Origin of the sequence: Aestuariicoccus sp. MJ-SS9 (genome assembly GCF_032586235.1) — a bacterium.
Classification (GTDB): domain Bacteria; phylum Pseudomonadota; class Alphaproteobacteria; order Rhodobacterales; family Rhodobacteraceae; genus Aestuariicoccus.
The window spans coordinates 25374-40859 of the sequence record NZ_JAWHTD010000014.1 but is presented as its reverse complement, the minus strand read 5'-3'; the positions used below and the strand labels follow the sequence as shown (position 1 = coordinate 40859).

Here is a 15486-nt window from a genome sequence, read left to right as displayed (position 1 = left end):
CGGTCTTACTCCACGTAGGCCTTGAGCCCGGCCCAGATCTCGTCGATCAGGTCGAGGTATTCGGGATTGCGCCGGATCAGGTCGGGATCGCCCGAACGGTCGATCTCGGGGGTGACGATGCGGTTGAGCCGCCCGGGGCGCGGCGACAGCAGGATGATCCGGTCCGAGAGGTAAACCGCCTCTTCGATCGAGTGTGTCACCAGGATAAAGGTCTTCTTCTCGATCTCGCGCAGGCGGATTAGATCCTCCTGGAACTTGCGGCGGGTCTGTTCGTCGACGGCCGAGAACGGCTCGTCCATCAGCAGAACGTCGGCATCGACGGCCAGCGCACGGGCCAGGCCGACCCGCTGGCGCATCCCGCCCGACAGCTCGTGCGGATATTTGTCCTCGAACCCGGCCAGGCCGACCTCGGCCACGTAGTGCCGCGCGCGGTCCTCGCGTTCCTTGACCGGCACGCCCTGCAGCTCCAGCCCGAAGGCGGCGTTGCGCAGAACCGTGGCCCAGGGCATCAGCGCGAAATCCTGAAAGACGAAGGCGCGTTCGGGGCCCGGGCCCGTCACCGGGCGTCCGTTGACCGCCACCTCGCCTTTCGTCGGTTCCAGAAGCCCCGCGATGATCTTGAGCAGAGTGGTCTTGCCGCAGCCCGAGGGCCCCAGCAGCGAGGTCAGCTCGCCGCGGTTGAAATCCAGGTTGATGTCCTTCAGCGCGGTGACCGATCCGCCATAGACCTTGTGCACGCCACGCACCTCGATGACGGCGTCGGTGGCGGTCTCGGCGCTGGTTTGAATGGCAGTTGTCATGTTCATCAGGTGCCTCGTTTTTCGGGCCGGAAAATGGTCGTCTCCAACCGGTGCAGCAGCGTCACGGCGATCACCGCAAAGGCCACGATGGAGAAAATCGCCGCGTACATATGTGCGAACTTGGCGATCGAGCGGTTGAAGGTGATCAGATCGCCGATCCCCGTCGGCGTGATCAGAAGCTCGGCCAGCACGACGCCGGAAAAGCCCTCGGCCACGCCCAGGCGGGTGCCGGCGAACATCATCGGGCTGGCGGCGGGCAGGATGATCTTGGTGATCTGCTGGCTCTGGCTGCCCATGAAGCTGTGGCTCATGTCGATCAGCGACGGCGGCACGTTGCGCACGGCCTTGTAGCTGTTGATGGCGATGACCGGCATCGCCAGCATGCAGACCGCCAGCACCTTGGACGTCAAGCCGATGCCATAGACGAAGGTGATCAGCGGAATGAGCGCCGCCATGGGTGCGGCCTGCATGGTGATGAAGACCGGCAGCGTGACCCATTCCGCGTCGCGCCTGAGCCCCATCAGCACGCCCGCGCCGACACCGACGCCAAGCGAGATGACCAGCCCGATCACCAGCGGTTCCAGTGTGCGCAGATAGGCCTTGGCCATAGAGCCGTCTGCGATCATCTCCCACAGCGCGGCCATGGTTTCGAAGAAGGTCGGGAAGGCCCAGTTGAAATTCGTGCGCCCGGCGATTTCCCAGGCCGCGCAGAACAGCGCCAGCGACGCCAGCCGCCACAAGAGCGGCGTGCCCCCCAGCATCTGGAACGCCCGGCCCGTGGGGCCGGCGATCGCGTTCGGATCGGTCTGCGTGCTCGACATGTGTTGGTGTCCTTGCAGATCATGACGCGCCGCCCCGGCGTTGCACCGGGGCGGGCATTGTCAGTCTCAGTTCGCGGCCTTGGCCGCCTCGAGCGCGGTGAAGTCCCAGAAATCGGCCGGGTTCACGTCGTCGGGGTTGCCCTCGACCTGGCCGGCGGCCGACAGGAACGCGATGTCGTCGCGCGCATCCTCCGGCTTGCCCCCGTCAAGCGGGTAGATGCCGTTTTCGACCGCTTCGGCATAATAGGGCACCGCCTCGGCGATCACCTCGTCGGGCAGGTCCGGCAGCAGGTCATACTTCACGCGCAGCTCACCCACGATCTCGGGATTGTCGGCAATGTCCTTCCAGGTGCGCAGCAGCTCTTCGACAAAGATCTGCACGTCGCCGGCCCGGCCTTCCAGCACATCGGCGCGTGCGTAAAGCGCCTCGTCGGTGGCGTTCACCCCGTCAAGCGGCAGGCGCAAGAACTTGTCGCCGCCCCGCTCCTTGAGCAGGCGGAAGTTGGCCGCGTCCACGATCGAGGCGTTGATCGTGCCCTGCAGCATCGCGCCCGCGCGCACTTCGGAGCCCGGAACATACGAGATGCCGGCATATTCGATGCCGTGCACCTGCTCCATCAGGCGCATCAGCGCCTCGGTGCCCGACCCGCGCGAGTGCACGGTGATTTCCTCGCCGTCCAGATCCTGCCAGCCCGAATAGACCTCGGAGTTGACGACCGGGAAGAACAGCAGCGTCGACATGCGGTAGAACATGCGGATCGGCGCCTTGGAATTGGCCATGAACGCGTAAGGCGCGCCCACGCCGATATCCGCCTCGCCCGACAGCACGGCCTGCACGGCCACGTCTTCGGAGTTGAAGAAGGTCATCTCCATCGGGACGCCGCGTTCCTTGGCGCGCTCCATGGCGATGAGCAGGTTGAGGCTCTCGACGCTGGCGATGTCGCCCAGGCCGACGCGCAGCGGGTCAGATTGCGCAACCGCACCGCCCGCCGTCATCGCCAGCGCGGCAACCGCGCCGGCAGCTTTCAGGATAATCCTTCTGGATAGTGACATGTCGCTCCTCCCTTAGTGCATGTCCAAATGTCGGTTGCGCGGCGGTGCTCTGACGGAACCTGTCGCGCGATCTGCCCGGAAACCCCCTACTCCTCCTCGAACAACCGCGAGGACACGGACCGCAGATGCGCGCGCATGGCGGCATAGGCGGCCTCGGGATCGCGGCGCTCGATGGCGTCGGCGATGGCCTCGTGTTCGGCAAAACTCGAATGATCTTGCGGCGGGCGCACCGTGTCGCGCGTGACCACACCCCAGGCCACGGCGCGGCGCACCTTGTTGAGCTGATCGAAGAGCGCCAGCAGCAGCAGGTTGTCGCTGGCCTCGGCGATCGAGCGGTGAAACTTGTCGTCCTGCGTTTCGTAATCCTGCCAGTTGGCGGCGGCGCTGGCGCGCTCGAGCGCGATGCGCATCCGGGTCATCGCCTCGGCCGAGGCGTTCATCGCCGCCTCGCGGGCAATGGCGGGCTCAATGGTGAGGCGCGCGCGCACCATCCGGTAGGGCGTCAGCTGGCGGCCCAGATCCGCCACCCAATCGCCCGCGTCGGCCAGCGAATCGCGCGACACGAAAGTGCCCTTGCCCACATGCCGCCAGATCACGCCCTCACGCTCAAGCGCATCCAGCGCGCGGCGCAGCGCCCCGCGCGGCAGGCCCAGCTCGCCGATGAGCTGCCGTTCGGGCGGCAGGCGGTCGCCCGGGCCGTAATCGCCCTGATCGATATAGCCGCGCACACGCTCGACGATGTCGACGTCGTCCGCTGGCCGCTCGACGGCGATGTTGCCGCTATATTGGTTATCCAATTGGTTCATTGGTTCGGATCATACCGGCGTTTCCGCCATAATCAATGTATTCTTTTGCATACAAACCAAATTGGTTTGGATTGATTTATCGGATTGATCCGTGTAGAACACCCCGGATCAACACTCAGGAGGGAGAGTTTAATGTCCGATTTCGTGATCCCCGTTCCACCGACCGTATCGGTGCCGGTCGCCGGTGGCGGCGAATTTCCGGTGCGCCGGGTCTATTGCATCGGGCGCAACTACGCCGCCCATGCGGTCGAGATGGGGCATGACCCGGACCGCGAACCGCCCTTCTTCTTTCAGAAAAACCCCGACGATCTGAACCCGACGGGCGAATTCCCCTACCCGCGCCAGTCCAGTGACGTGCATCACGAGGCCGAGGTCGCGGTGTTCCTGAAATCCGGCGGCACCGACATCCCGCTCGACAGCGCGCTGGACCATGTCTACGGCTATGCGCTGTCGCTCGACATGACGCGGCGCGACCTGCAGGGCGTGGCCAAGAAGATGGGCCGCCCGTGGGAGATCGGCAAGGCGTTCGAGGCCTCGGCCCCGGTCGGCCCGGTGCACAAGGTCGAAGAGGTCGGGCATCTGGATGAGGGGCGGCTGACGCTCAAGGTCAATGGCGACATCAAGCAGGAGGGCGACCTCAACCAGATGATCTGGAAGGTGCCCGAAATGATTTCCTACCTGTCGGAATATTTCACCCTCGCCCCCGGCGATGTGATTCTGTCGGGCACGCCCTCGGGCGTGGGCCCGGTCGTCAAGGGTGATGTGATGGAGATAGAAGTCGAGGGACTTGGCGCGATGACCGTCACGGTCACCTGAGAACCCTCGCGATCTTGCGCGGCAGCCCGTCTGCCCCGCAGCACTGAACGGGCGGCGTCGATGCGCCGCCCGCTTTTCATTCAGCCGATAATGCCGTTCATCGTGGCCGAGGGGCGCATCACCGCGCCGGTCTTGGCCGCGTCGGTGTGGTAATAGCCGCCCAGATCGACCGGATGACCCTGAACCTCGGCCATCTCGGCGATGATCTTGTCCTCGTTTTCGGCCAGCTCCTGCGCGATGGGCGCGAAATGCGCAGCCAGATCGGCATCGTCCGACTGCGCCGCCAGCGCCTGCGCCCAGTAAAGCGCAAAGTAGTAGTGGCTGGCGCGGTTGTCGGGCTGGCCGACCTTGCGGCCCGGCGAACGATTGTTGTCCAGGATGCCCTGCGTCGCCAGATCGACCGCCTCACCGATGATCCGGGCCTTTTCGTTGCCGTTCGTCTCGCCCAGGAACTTCAGGCTTTCCCCCAGCGCGCAGAACTCGCCCAGCGAATCCCAGCGCAGGTGGTTTTCCTCGACCAGCTGCTGCACATGCTTGGGCGCCGAGCCGCCCGCGCCGGTCTCAAAAAGACCGCCACCGTTCATCAGCTTGACGATGGACAGCATCTTGGCCGACGTGCCCAGTTCCAGGATCGGGAAGAGGTCGGTCAGGTAATCGCGCAGCACGTTGCCGGTGATCGCGATCGAGTTCTCGCCCTTGCGGATGGTTTCCAGCGACAGCCGGGTCGCCTCGCGCGGGGCCATGATCAGGAACTTGTCGGCCACGCCCTCGGCCTCGAGGATCGGTTTGACCAGCGAGATGAGCTGCGCGTCATGCGCGCGTGTCTCGTCCAGCCAAAAGATCGCCTGGCAGCCCTCGGCCTTCTGGCGGTCGATGGCCAGCTTGACCCAGTCGCGGATCGGCGCGGCGCGGGTCGAGGCGGAACGCCAGATGTCCCCTGCCTCGACCTTGTGCTCGTGCAGCACGTCGCCATTGGCGGCGATCATGCGGACGGTGCCGTCGGCGGGGATCTCGAAGGTGGTGGGGTGCGAGCCGTATTCCTCGGCCTTCTGCGCCATCAGGCCGACGTTCTGCACGGTGCCCGCGGTCGACGGGTCCAGCGCGCCGGTTTCCTTGAAATAGGCAATCGCCTCGTCATAGACGGGCGCATAGGAATTGTCGGGGATGACGCAGTTGCTGTCGGCTTCCTTGCCGTCCGGGCCCCAGCCCTTGCCGCCCGCGCGGATCAGCGCCGGCATCGAGGCGTCGATGATCACATCCGACGGCACGTGCAGGTTGGTGATCCCACGGTCCGAGTTGACCATGTAAAGCGGCGGGCGGTCGGCCATCACCGCGTCGATGTCCGCCTTGACGGCAGCGCCGTCCGGCATGTCGGCCACCCGCGCCAGCAGATCGCCCAGGCCCGAGTTCGGGTTGACCCCAGCCGCGGCCAGCGCATCGCCGTGCTTTTCGAAGACCGGCTTGAGATAGGCGCGCACCGCGTGGCCGAAGAGGATCGGGTCCGACACCTTCATCATCGTCGCCTTGAGGTGCAGCGAAAAGAGCGTGCCATCGGCCTTGGTGTCGGCGATCTGCTCGTCCAGGAAGGCCTGCAGCGCCTTCGCGGACATGAACGTCGCGTCCACCACCGTGCCCGCCGGCAGGTCGACACCGTCCTTGAGCACGGTCACGGTGCCATCGGCCTGCACCAGTTCGATCCGCGCCTTGCCGGCCTGCGCGTCGCTCAGGATGACCGAGGTCTCGTTCGAGCGGAAATCGTTGCCCGACATCGACGACACCTTGGTCTTGCTGTCGGCCGACCAGGTGCCCATCGAATGCGGGTTGGCCATGGCCCATTTCTTGACCGCCCCGGCGGCGCGGCGGTCCGAGTTGCCTTCGCGCAGCACCGGGTTCACCGCCGAGCCCTTGATCGCGTCATAGCGCGCGCGGGCCTCCTTTTCGGCGTCGGTTGCGGGGCTTTCGGGGTAATCGGGCAAATCGTAGCCCTGCGACTGCAGTTCCTTGATCGCGGCCACCAGCTGCGGCACCGAGGCCGAGATGTTGGGCAGCTTGATCACGTTGGCCTGCGGCGCCTTCACCAGCTCGCCCAGCTCGGCCAGATCGTCGGGCTGGCGCTGCGCGTCGGTCAGGCGTTCGGGGAAGGCGGCGACGATGCGCCCGGCAAGCGAAATATCCTTGGTGCCAAAGCTGACGCCCGCCAAACCCGCAAAGGCGCGGATGACCGGAAGCAGCGAGGCCGAGGCCAGTTCGGGCGCTTCGTCGACCTTGGTGTAGATGATATCGGGATTGGTGTGTTCTGGCATGGCCTTCAAGCCCCTCTTTATTAGGTGATTCTGACGGGTCAGCCGGCCTGACCCCACCGATCAGGCCGGGTGTTAGTACACAACGCGCCAAAGTACCACTGGCCCGAAAGCCGCAGGCAGGCAGATAACGCCGCCTGCACAGGCATGAAACCGCGCCGCCGTGCGACGGGATGCGCGCCGGCACTTCTCGTAAGCCGAAAATGCCGCTAGCCTTCGGGGCCATACGTCGACCCGGACAGGAGATTATTTCAATGACGACATCGATTGCCAACGCCGTCCGCACCACCGGTCTTGTCCTCGCCCTCGGTGTGGCCGGGCCTGCCGCTGCCCAGCAGGCGCCGCTTTCGGCGCAGGAGTCCGACCCCAACGTGATGGGCTGGATGCAGGGGTTCCCGCCGCCGCCCGACAAGCTGATCACGCAGCCCGACTCGAACTATTTCAGCTTTCCGAAATTGCGCTGGTCGGTCTGCCATCTGCGGGAATTCCTGCCGACCGAGGAAATCAGCCGCGGCACCGGCGCGCCGGTGCCGCTGCCCTACCCGTCGCCCGCCACCTTTGCCGATCTCGCGCGCGAGATCGACGCGCTGACCTTCACGCCCATCGACGGCGACGCGGACATGACCTGGGAGGCATCGCTTTACGCCAATTACACCGACGGCATGCTGATCCTGCACAAGGGCGAGGTCGTCTATGAGCGCTATTTCGGCTGCCTCGAGGAAGACGGCAAGCACGCGATCATGTCGATGACCAAGTCGATCACCGGCCTTCTGGGCGAGATCCTCGTGGCCGAGGGCGTGCTGGACGACACGTTGCTGGTGCGCGACGTCATCCCCGAGATCGGCGACAGCGCATTCGCCAGCGCCACCGTGCGGGAGGTCATGGATATGACCACCGGCGTGCAATATTCCGAGAATTACTCGGACCCCGATGCCGACATCTGGGTCTATTCCCGCGCCGCCAGCCCGCTGCCGAAAGCCGCCGATTACGACGGCCCCGACGGCTATTGGGAGTACCTCCAGCAGGTCAAGGCGGAGGGCGAACACGGGGCCGAGTTTCACTACAAGACCATCAATTCCGACATGCTGGGCTGGATGATCAGCCGCGTGACGGGCAAGGCGGTGACCGATCTGGCCTCGGAACGGCTCTGGCGGCGGATGGGCGCCGAACAGGACGCCTATCAGACCGTGGACGGCAAGGGCGTGCCCTTTGCGGGCGGCGGCGTGACGGCGGGGCTGCGCGATCTGGGGCGGCTGGGGCAGCTGATGCTCAACGGCGGCGAGATCGACGGCGAGCGGCTCTTCCCCGCCGAGGTGGTAAACACCATCGCCGCCGGGGGCGATCCGTCGAAATTCGCCGGTTTCCCGACGATCCCGAACGGCAGCTACACCAGCCAGTGGTGGGTCTTTCACAACGATCACGGCGCCTATGCGGCGCGCGGCGTGCATGGCCAGACGATCTATGTCGATCCCACCGCCGAGATGGTGCTGGTGCGCCTCGCGTCATACCCACGCGCGCAGAACGGCTTCATCGACCCCACCTCCCTGCCCACCTACCAGGCGGTCGCCGAATACCTGATGACGCGATGACACCGGAGCGCGGCTGGGGGCGGCTCGACAAGGCGGCGTTCGGGCTGATCTACGGCGCGATCATGGTGCTCAGCATCCTGATGGCGATCGGCGATCACCCCGAGACGCCTGTGCGCACCGCCGTGGTGCTGTTTGGATCGGTTCTGGCGGTGACGCTGGCCAAGGCCTTTGCCGAGCTCATGGCGCACGCGCTTGACACCGGCGCGCGGATCACCCGGGCGGAGGTGCGCGCCGCCTGGCGGCACAGCAGCCCGACGCTGGCGGTGGCGAACCTGCCGACGCTCTTCTTTCTGGGCGCGGCGGCGGGGCTGATGAGCGCGGAACGGGCGGTTCTGGCCTCGCAGATCCTTTGCATCGGTCTGCTGGCGACCTTGGGCGTGCGGGTCGGGTGGACCATCGACCGCAGGCTGGCGCCAAGCCTGCTGGGCGGGCTTTTCGCCGGGGCGGTCGGACTGGCGCTCGCCCTTCTGAAGCACGCGATCCACTGAAGCGCCTGGCGCTTTGTCAGACCCAATTAGCGGGCGCGATCCTCGGCCACCGGCCTGGACGATACGCGACAGACCCGCGCAAAAATAGCCGTCGCATCGCCGCGCCGGATGCTGTTACCATGACCGGGCACACTGTCCCCAACCGGATCGGATCATGACACAGCAGGCCGCCAACCGTTTCGAATTCGCCCTGGCCCTGAGCCGCGAGGCCGGGCGTACCGCGATGGGCTATTTCGCCGACCGCTCGACCCTCGTCGTCGACCAGAAAGGCACGCAGGACTGGGTGAGCGAGGCCGACCGCAACGTCGAGGCCTTTGTGCGCGCCCGCATCGCCGAGGCCTTCCCCGACGACGGGATCGTCGGCGAGGAAGAGGCCGCGAAATCCGGGACCAGCGGTTTCGACTGGGTCATCGACCCCATCGACGGGACGACGAATTTCGTCAACGGGATCCCGGCCTGGACGATCGTGCTGGCGGGCGTCGCCGGTGGCTCCACCGAATTCGGCGTCATCCACGACCCCAACGTCGACGAGACCTTTGCCGCGATGCGGGGTCACGGCGCCACGCTGAACGGCAAGCCGATGCACGTCGCAGACGGGGTGGCGCTGGCCAGCGGGACCGTCGCGGTCGGCTATTCGAACCGGGTCGAAGCGAAGAACGTCGTGCCGGTCATATCCGCGCTGATCGACCGGGGGGCCATGTATCACCGGAACGCCAGCGGCGCGCTGTCGCTGGCCTATGTCGCTGCCGGCCGGCTGCTGGGCTATGTCGAGGAACACATGAACGCCTGGGATTGCCTTGCCGGGCAGTTGATGATCGCCGAGGCGGGCGGCCGGATCGAGGATCAGGACGCAGCCGCAATGATCCGCGACGGCGGCCGGGTGATCGCCGGCACGGCAGAGGTCTTTGACACGCTGGTCGCGCTCTGCGACGCGGCGTGGGAAGGCTGACGCTCTCCTCGCCAACCGTGACGACGCGCCAGGCGATCAGGCAGCGGGCGGCCCCTCCTCCGGCAGCAGAACGGGCCCCTTGCGGGCAAAGGCCATGGTCGTCTGCGATCCGGGCTCCAGCGGGGCGTCGACATCGTCGAGAACGGCAAAGACCTGGCCGAATTCGCCGGTCAGCGTGTATTCCATGCGCTCACCCACATAGGTCGCCTTGGCCACGGTCGCGACGATCCCGTCGCTGGCCCCGAGCGCGATGCGCGACGGACGGACCGCAAGCGTCGCCGGACCGCGGCCCAGCCCCCGCGACGGCAACCGGTAGCGATAGCCGCCGATGGCGATGGTCGCCTCGTCGTCCTGCACATCCTCGATCTCGCAGGCGATCAGATTGGCCTCGCCGATAAAATCCGCGACGAACCGGTCGTTCGGCGCGTCGTAAAGCTGTCTGGGCGTGCCCATCTGCGCGATGGCGGCGTTGCGCATGACCACGATCTCGTCGGACACGGCCAGCGCTTCTTCCTGATCGTGCGTGACGTAGACCACGGTCAGCCCGAGGTCTTTCTGGATGGCGCGGATGTCTTCGCGCACCTGACGGCGCAGCTTGGCGTCGAGGTTCGACAAGGGTTCGTCGAACAAGAGCACCTGCGGTTCCAACACCAGCGCGCGGGCCACCGCCACACGCTGCTGCTGACCGCCCGACAATTCCGAGGGAAGACGCGCGTCGAAGCCCTTGAGCCCGACCAGGTCCAGCCCCGCCAGCGCGCGCGCCCGCGCCTCGTCCTTGGCGAAGCCCGAAAACGTGAGGCCGTAGGTGACGTTCTCGAGCACGCTCATATGCGGAAAGAGCGCATAGGACTGGAACACCATCGACACGTCCCGGTCGGTCGCGGGCAGTTTGGTGACATCCCTGTCGCCGATCGAGATGGTGCCAGAGCTTGCCATCTCGAGCCCCGCGATCATCCGCAGCGTCGTGGTCTTGCCGCAGCCCGAGGGCCCCAGAAGCGTGACCAGTTTTCCCGCCTCCACATGCAGGTCGATGCTGTCGACGGCGACGACGTTCTTGCCGAACACCTTCGACACCCCGTCGAAGCGCACCGGCGCGGCTTTGGAGCTGATCTTCGCTTCGGTCATTTCATTCTCTCCGAGGCAAGTTGCGTGCGGCGGCCGATCTGAACCCGGCCGACGAGAAGCTGCAGGAACCCGACGGCCGCCAGCATCACGAAGATGAGCGTCGTGGAATAGGCGATGGCGAGGCCATAGTCGTTGTTCTCGACCCGCCCGATGATATAGCTCGTCGCCATGTCGTAGCGCGCCGACACCAGGAAGATGACCGCCGAGATCGCCGTCATCGCCCGCACGAAGCTGTAGACCAGCGCCGCCAGGATCGCCGGGCGCAGCAGCGGCAGGATCACCCGCCGGAAGGTCTGCCAGGAATTCGCGCCCAGCGTCAGCGAGGATTCGTCCAGCGACTTGTCCAGCTGCGACATGCTGGCGATGCCCGCCCGCACACCCACGGGCATGTTCCGGAAGATGAAGCTGATGACGAGGATGACGCCGGTGCCCGTGATCTCGATGGGCGGCACGTTGAAGGCCAGGATATAGCTCACGCCGATGACCGTGCCGGGGATGGCGAAGGACAGCATTGTGCCGAACTCGAACGCGTTCTTGCCGACAAAGCTCTGACGGGTCAGCAGATAGGCGGTCACCAGCCCCACCGCGGCGGTCAGCGGCGCGGCGATGGCGGCGATCATGATCGTGGTCCAGAAGCTGTCCCAGGCGGCGCCCGACCAGCGGATACCCCCCTCCTCGAGCCGGACCGAAAAGGCGGTGACGTAGTGCTTGAGCGTCAGCGAGTTGTCGACGCCCCAAAGCTCGACCACGCTGCCGTAAAGGATCATCGCATAGACGACCATGGTGAAAAGCGCCCAGCCGATCGCGACGGCCAGAACCGGGATGGCCAGAGCGTTTGGCATCAGCGGATGTACGCCCGCGTCGCCCTTGCCGGTGACGGTCGTATAGCTTTTCTTTCCCAGCCACGCGCGCTGCGCGTAAAACGCCGAGAGGGTGAAGAACAGCAGCACCATGGCAAGCACGGCAGCCCGGCCCTGATCGTATTGCGCGCCGACGATGGCAAAGAAGATCTCGGTCGACAGAACGTCGAAATTGCCGCCCAGCACCAGCGGATTGCCGAAATCGGCCATGCTCTCGATAAAGCCCAGCAGGAAGGCGTTGGCGAGCCCCGGCCGCATCAGCGGCAGCGACACGGTCCGGAACGTCTGCCAGCGGTTCGCGCGCAGGGTCTGGGCGGCCTCCTCCATCGAGGGCGACACGCCCTCGACCACGCCGATCAGCACCAGAAAGGCGATGGGCGTAAAGGCCAGCGTCTGCGCGATCAGCACGCCGGGCAGGCCGTAAAGCCAACGCGTCGGCTGCACGCCGAACAGATCGGCGAAGAATTGCGTGACCGACCCCGAGAGGCCGAAAAGCAGGATCAGCGCCAGCCCGATCACGAAAGGCGGCGTGATGATGGGCAGCACGGTAAGCGCCCGCAGGCCGCGCTTGTAGCGAAAGCCCGAGCGCGTGACGACCAGCGCGAAGGCCAGCCCCAGAACGGTGGTGATCAGCCCGACCGCGATGGCCAGGAAAAGCGAATTCCACGCCGCCCCGCAGCGCGCGCCGGCCAGGCAGCCCAGCCCCCACAGACGGTCGTCAAAGAACTTGGCGGCGAAGACCCCGACCGAATAGCTGCCCTCTTCGGTGACGAAGGCCGCGAACAGCATCTTGGCGATGGGAAAGAACACAAAGGCCGTGACGATGGCGATGATCCCGCCAATGGCGCTGACGACAAAGACGTCGCCGTTGATCGCCCCGCGCGCGGCGACGCCCTGCGTCAGCAGGAACAGAAAGGCCGAGGCGCAGATCATCGCGCCGTATCCCATGCCGAACTGCCGGTCGCCCAGCTTGCCAAAGAGCGCCTGCATCCATTCGTAGTTGAACCCGCGAATGCCGATGGAGAAGCCCTGCGCGATGAGCCAGGCAAAGCCGAGCGTACCGGACAGGATCAGCACCTTTGCATAAAGCGGGTCCGACTTCGGCCGCCGCAGCACCAGCAAAGGCAGCGCCAGCGGCACGATCAGCGGCGCAAGCCAAAGCTTTTCACCCTGCCCGATCAGGAACAAGGCCGGGGCGTAATCTTCGTCGAAAGGGTAACCGTCGACCAGCCATTCGAAAGACCAGAGCCCGCCGTCGACCATGTACCATGGCAAAAGGCAATATCCGACCCACCCGGCGACGAACCAAAATATCAGAACCGAAGACGCCCGGCCCTGGCCGGCCTCGTCGGAGCCGGGGCGCATCGGCGAAGATGCGCCCCTCAGTCCAGAAATCGCCACGGTTTACTGCGGCAGGGTCGAGACGTCTTCGTCCCACTTCTGCAAGAGCCGCTTGCGCTCGTCCGACGACCCGTACTTCTTGAAGTCGTAGTCGATAAGCTTGATCGTGCTCATGTCGGGCGCGCTGTCCGATGTCTGCGCGGACTTGTTGGACGGCACCTGGAAGGCGTTGACCTGAAGCGCCAGGTTCTGCGCCTCGGCGCTGAGCGCCCAGTCATAGAACGCCTTGGCCTCGTCCTCGTTGCGCGCACCGTCGATGATCGACATCGATCCGATCTCATAGCCGGTGCCTTCGCAGGGCGCGACGACCTTGACCGGGAAGCCCGCGACGGCCTGTGCCACGGCGTCATGCATGAAGACGATCCCGATGGTGTTCTCGCCGCGCCCAGCCGCCTTGATCGGGGCCGAGCCCGACTTGGTGTACTGGTTGATGTTCTTGTGCAGCCCCTTCATGAACTCGAAACCCTCGTCCTCGCCGAAAATCTGCACCATCGAGGCCAGCGTCGTATAGGCCGTGCCCGACGAATTCGGGTTCGCCATCTGCACATGCCCCTTGTACTCGGGCTTGAGCAGGTCCTTCCAGCACGAAGGCTCGGGCAGGCCGTTCGCGGCCAGCAGGTCGGTGTTGTAACCATAGCCGAGCGCGCCGGAATAAATGCCGATTGTGCGATTGCCCGCGCTTTCGGCCTGGTTGATGGCCCAGTCGTGCAGTTCCTCGCGCATCGGCGAGATGTATTCCATTGTCAGCCCTTCTTCGGCGGCCTGCAGATGCGGATCGCCGGTGCCCCCCCACCAGACGTCGCCCTTGGGGTTCGACGCCTCGGCGCGGATCTGGGCAAAGGTCTCGCCCGAGGATTTGCGCGTCATGTCCACGTCGATGCCCGTCGCATCCTCGAAACTGCGCGCCATCAGCTGGCACCAATCCTCTTGCGCCGAGCAATAGAGCGTCAGGTTGTCCGCCGAGGCAGCACCCGCGCTGACCATGAGCGCCGCGAGCGAGGCCGCGGCCGAGACTTTGATTTTCTTCATGTTCTTCCTCCCTTGATTGCGACGCGACCGGTTTTCCGGTTGTTTTCTTTCGAACGTCGCACCGAAACTTTGCACAAGACCGTGCCGTCTGTCATCCATTTGCTGACGCATACGCCCAAACCGGCGGTCGGGTCACAGGGTCACATGAAACTGAGAGCGATGCCGCAACCGTCCGTCATGCCGCCCCTCCGTGAAACTCGTCCAAGGCCGGTCGCTGAGGGACCGGGCGGTGAAAACGCCGTTCTCGCCCACGCCCAAGGGCCGTCCTCGCAATGACCACAGACCTCGATCCGGTCCTGCGGAATTCGGAAATGCTGACCGACGAACAATGCCGACTGAGGTCCATCGGGACCCTGCGGCTGACATAGAAGACACCTTCCTTTTTGAAGATATTTTGAAGCCATAGAGGGCGGAAGTGTTCTCCGACATGTTCTACTACCTCTGTCGCGACTGACAAAAGCTGCCGCAAAACAATACCTTGGAGAAGGTTTTTGGTGCCCCCACACGGTTTGCGGCTTGTTTCCAACCACGTTAGCGGGTGGACCTTCTTCCCGTGCTTTAGACGAGGTTCGACGCTCGTTACAGGCACTTAAGGCACTGCCTTACTCAGCAAAGTAAGGGCTACCAGAGCCATGGAAGTTCGGTCAACAGGCGCATTTGGTACTACGGTTTGAACTACGGCACGGAGACAGGCCATTACCGTGCCTGACTGCAGCTGGCGGATTGCCCCTGCCGCAGATGGTGAGAGGCATGTCTTTGCCGTGCCACGGATGTCAGGGTGGGCCGGGATCGTGGGGAGCCTCACAGGGACTCTGAGAGAGTCACGGAGAGGCTTCTCGGCGTGACCCAGGGTTACCCTAGCCAAAACAGCCAGAGGCTACTGTACGAGTCACACAGCCTGCCTCTGCGGGCGTTCTGGATGGCAGGGTCTTATGGCGTGGTTGTGGCCTGTCCTAGGCTTGCTCGATGGTGACCCAGGGGGAATGGCCACAGCCCCGTAGCTCGGCTCATCAAGGTGGCTGTGGAGGCATTCCTGGCGACCAGGCAGGGGGGGGCGAGTGCCACCCCGGGGGTATCCCGTTATCGTATATGACCTCGACCCAGGATGGGGTGTGGGAGGTGTAAAGCTACGGGGCTGGTTGGCTGGTTAGGGTTGGGAGGTTACCCAAACACGGCCCTCCAAACATCAGGGTGGCCAAGTTTGACAATTGTCTCGATCAAGGGGGGAGGGAGAGTTGGTGGTCAGGCAGTGTTGGTGTTGGTTGGCCAGCACGGGTGGGATGGCTAGGCCGTGCTAAGTGTTACTAGTACCCGGTTAAAAGCCCTCCTCTGGAAGAAGACTTCTCTGGAAGACCGACACGACCAGACCCGCTCCAGCCGAAGAAGAAAGCGCCAAGCGGACTGAAAAAAGCAGCTAACCACGTTCGGTTCATTTGGTGGTGTTCGGCG

Annotated in this window: 12 protein-coding genes; 4 read left to right on the top strand and 8 right to left on the bottom strand. The window is 64.8% G+C overall.

The features are described 5' to 3' along the window. Positions 1 to 5: 5 nt before the first annotated feature. The 4 genes from RXV88_RS11620 to RXV88_RS11605 all read right to left on the bottom strand — a co-directional run bounded on the left by RXV88_RS11620 (position 6) and on the right by RXV88_RS11605 (position 3480). On the bottom strand, positions 6 to 806 hold the full coding sequence (locus RXV88_RS11620; protein WP_316293017.1) for an ABC transporter ATP-binding protein: 801 nt from the start codon (positions 804 to 806) through the stop codon (positions 6 to 8). Continuing rightward, entirely contained in the window at positions 806 to 1621 is an 816-nt protein-coding gene (locus tag RXV88_RS11615; protein WP_316293015.1) for an ABC transporter permease, read from the bottom strand. The genes RXV88_RS11620 and RXV88_RS11615 overlap by 1 nt, the downstream gene beginning before the upstream one ends. Positions 1622 to 1687: 66 nt before the next feature. Beyond that, on the bottom strand, positions 1688 to 2674 hold the full coding sequence (locus RXV88_RS11610) for an ABC transporter substrate-binding protein (protein WP_316293012.1): 987 nt from the start codon (positions 2672 to 2674) through the stop codon (positions 1688 to 1690). Positions 2675 to 2760: 86 nt separating this feature from the next. Continuing rightward, positions 2761 to 3480 carry a FadR/GntR family transcriptional regulator gene (locus RXV88_RS11605; protein WP_316293010.1) on the bottom strand — a complete coding sequence of 240 codons (720 nt, stop codon included), beginning with the start codon at positions 3478 to 3480 and terminating at the stop codon, positions 2761 to 2763. Between the two features lie 132 nt (positions 3481 to 3612). On the opposite strand from RXV88_RS11605, the gene RXV88_RS11600 reads away from it, so the two are divergent. After that, the gene (locus tag RXV88_RS11600; protein WP_316293009.1) at positions 3613 to 4296 is read left to right on the top strand and encodes a fumarylacetoacetate hydrolase family protein; all 684 of its coding nucleotides are present in this window, start codon (positions 3613 to 3615) and stop codon (positions 4294 to 4296) included. Between the two features lie 80 nt (positions 4297 to 4376). On the opposite strand, the gene RXV88_RS11595 is transcribed toward RXV88_RS11600, so the two are convergent. Further along, on the bottom strand, positions 4377 to 6599 hold the full coding sequence (locus RXV88_RS11595; RefSeq protein WP_316293006.1) for an NADP-dependent isocitrate dehydrogenase: 2223 nt from the start codon (positions 6597 to 6599) through the stop codon (positions 4377 to 4379). Positions 6600 to 6850: 251 nt separating this feature from the next. Here RXV88_RS11595 and RXV88_RS11590 point away from each other — a divergent pair, with 251 nt between their 5' ends. The 3 genes from RXV88_RS11590 to RXV88_RS11580 all read left to right on the top strand — a co-directional run bounded on the left by RXV88_RS11590 (position 6851) and on the right by RXV88_RS11580 (position 9622). Next, a complete protein-coding gene (locus RXV88_RS11590) occupies positions 6851 to 8185 on the top strand; it encodes a serine hydrolase (protein WP_316293004.1) in 1335 nt (444 codons plus the stop codon). Beyond that, entirely contained in the window at positions 8182 to 8673 is a 492-nt protein-coding gene (locus tag RXV88_RS11585; protein WP_316293003.1) for a hypothetical protein, read from the top strand. Before RXV88_RS11590 ends, RXV88_RS11585 begins: the two co-directional genes overlap by 4 nt. Positions 8674 to 8827: 154 nt before the next feature. Continuing rightward, the gene (locus RXV88_RS11580) at positions 8828 to 9622 is read left to right on the top strand and encodes an inositol monophosphatase family protein (protein WP_316293002.1); all 795 of its coding nucleotides are present in this window, start codon (positions 8828 to 8830) and stop codon (positions 9620 to 9622) included. Positions 9623 to 9658: 36 nt separating this feature from the next. Here the strand turns inward: RXV88_RS11580 and RXV88_RS11575 are convergent, their stop codons facing one another. The 3 genes from RXV88_RS11575 to RXV88_RS11565 are packed head-to-tail and all read right to left on the bottom strand — an operon-like array spanning position 9659 to position 14037. Beyond that, entirely contained in the window at positions 9659 to 10747 is a 1089-nt protein-coding gene (locus RXV88_RS11575) for an ABC transporter ATP-binding protein (protein ID WP_316293000.1), read from the bottom strand. Further along, the gene (locus tag RXV88_RS11570) at positions 10744 to 12972 is read right to left on the bottom strand and encodes an iron ABC transporter permease (RefSeq protein ID WP_316292998.1); all 2229 of its coding nucleotides are present in this window, start codon (positions 12970 to 12972) and stop codon (positions 10744 to 10746) included. The genes RXV88_RS11575 and RXV88_RS11570 overlap by 4 nt, the downstream gene beginning before the upstream one ends. 39 nt (positions 12973 to 13011) lie before the next feature. Next, the gene (locus RXV88_RS11565; RefSeq protein WP_316292997.1) at positions 13012 to 14037 is read right to left on the bottom strand and encodes an ABC transporter substrate-binding protein; all 1026 of its coding nucleotides are present in this window, start codon (positions 14035 to 14037) and stop codon (positions 13012 to 13014) included. Positions 14038 to 15486 lie beyond the last annotated feature (1449 nt).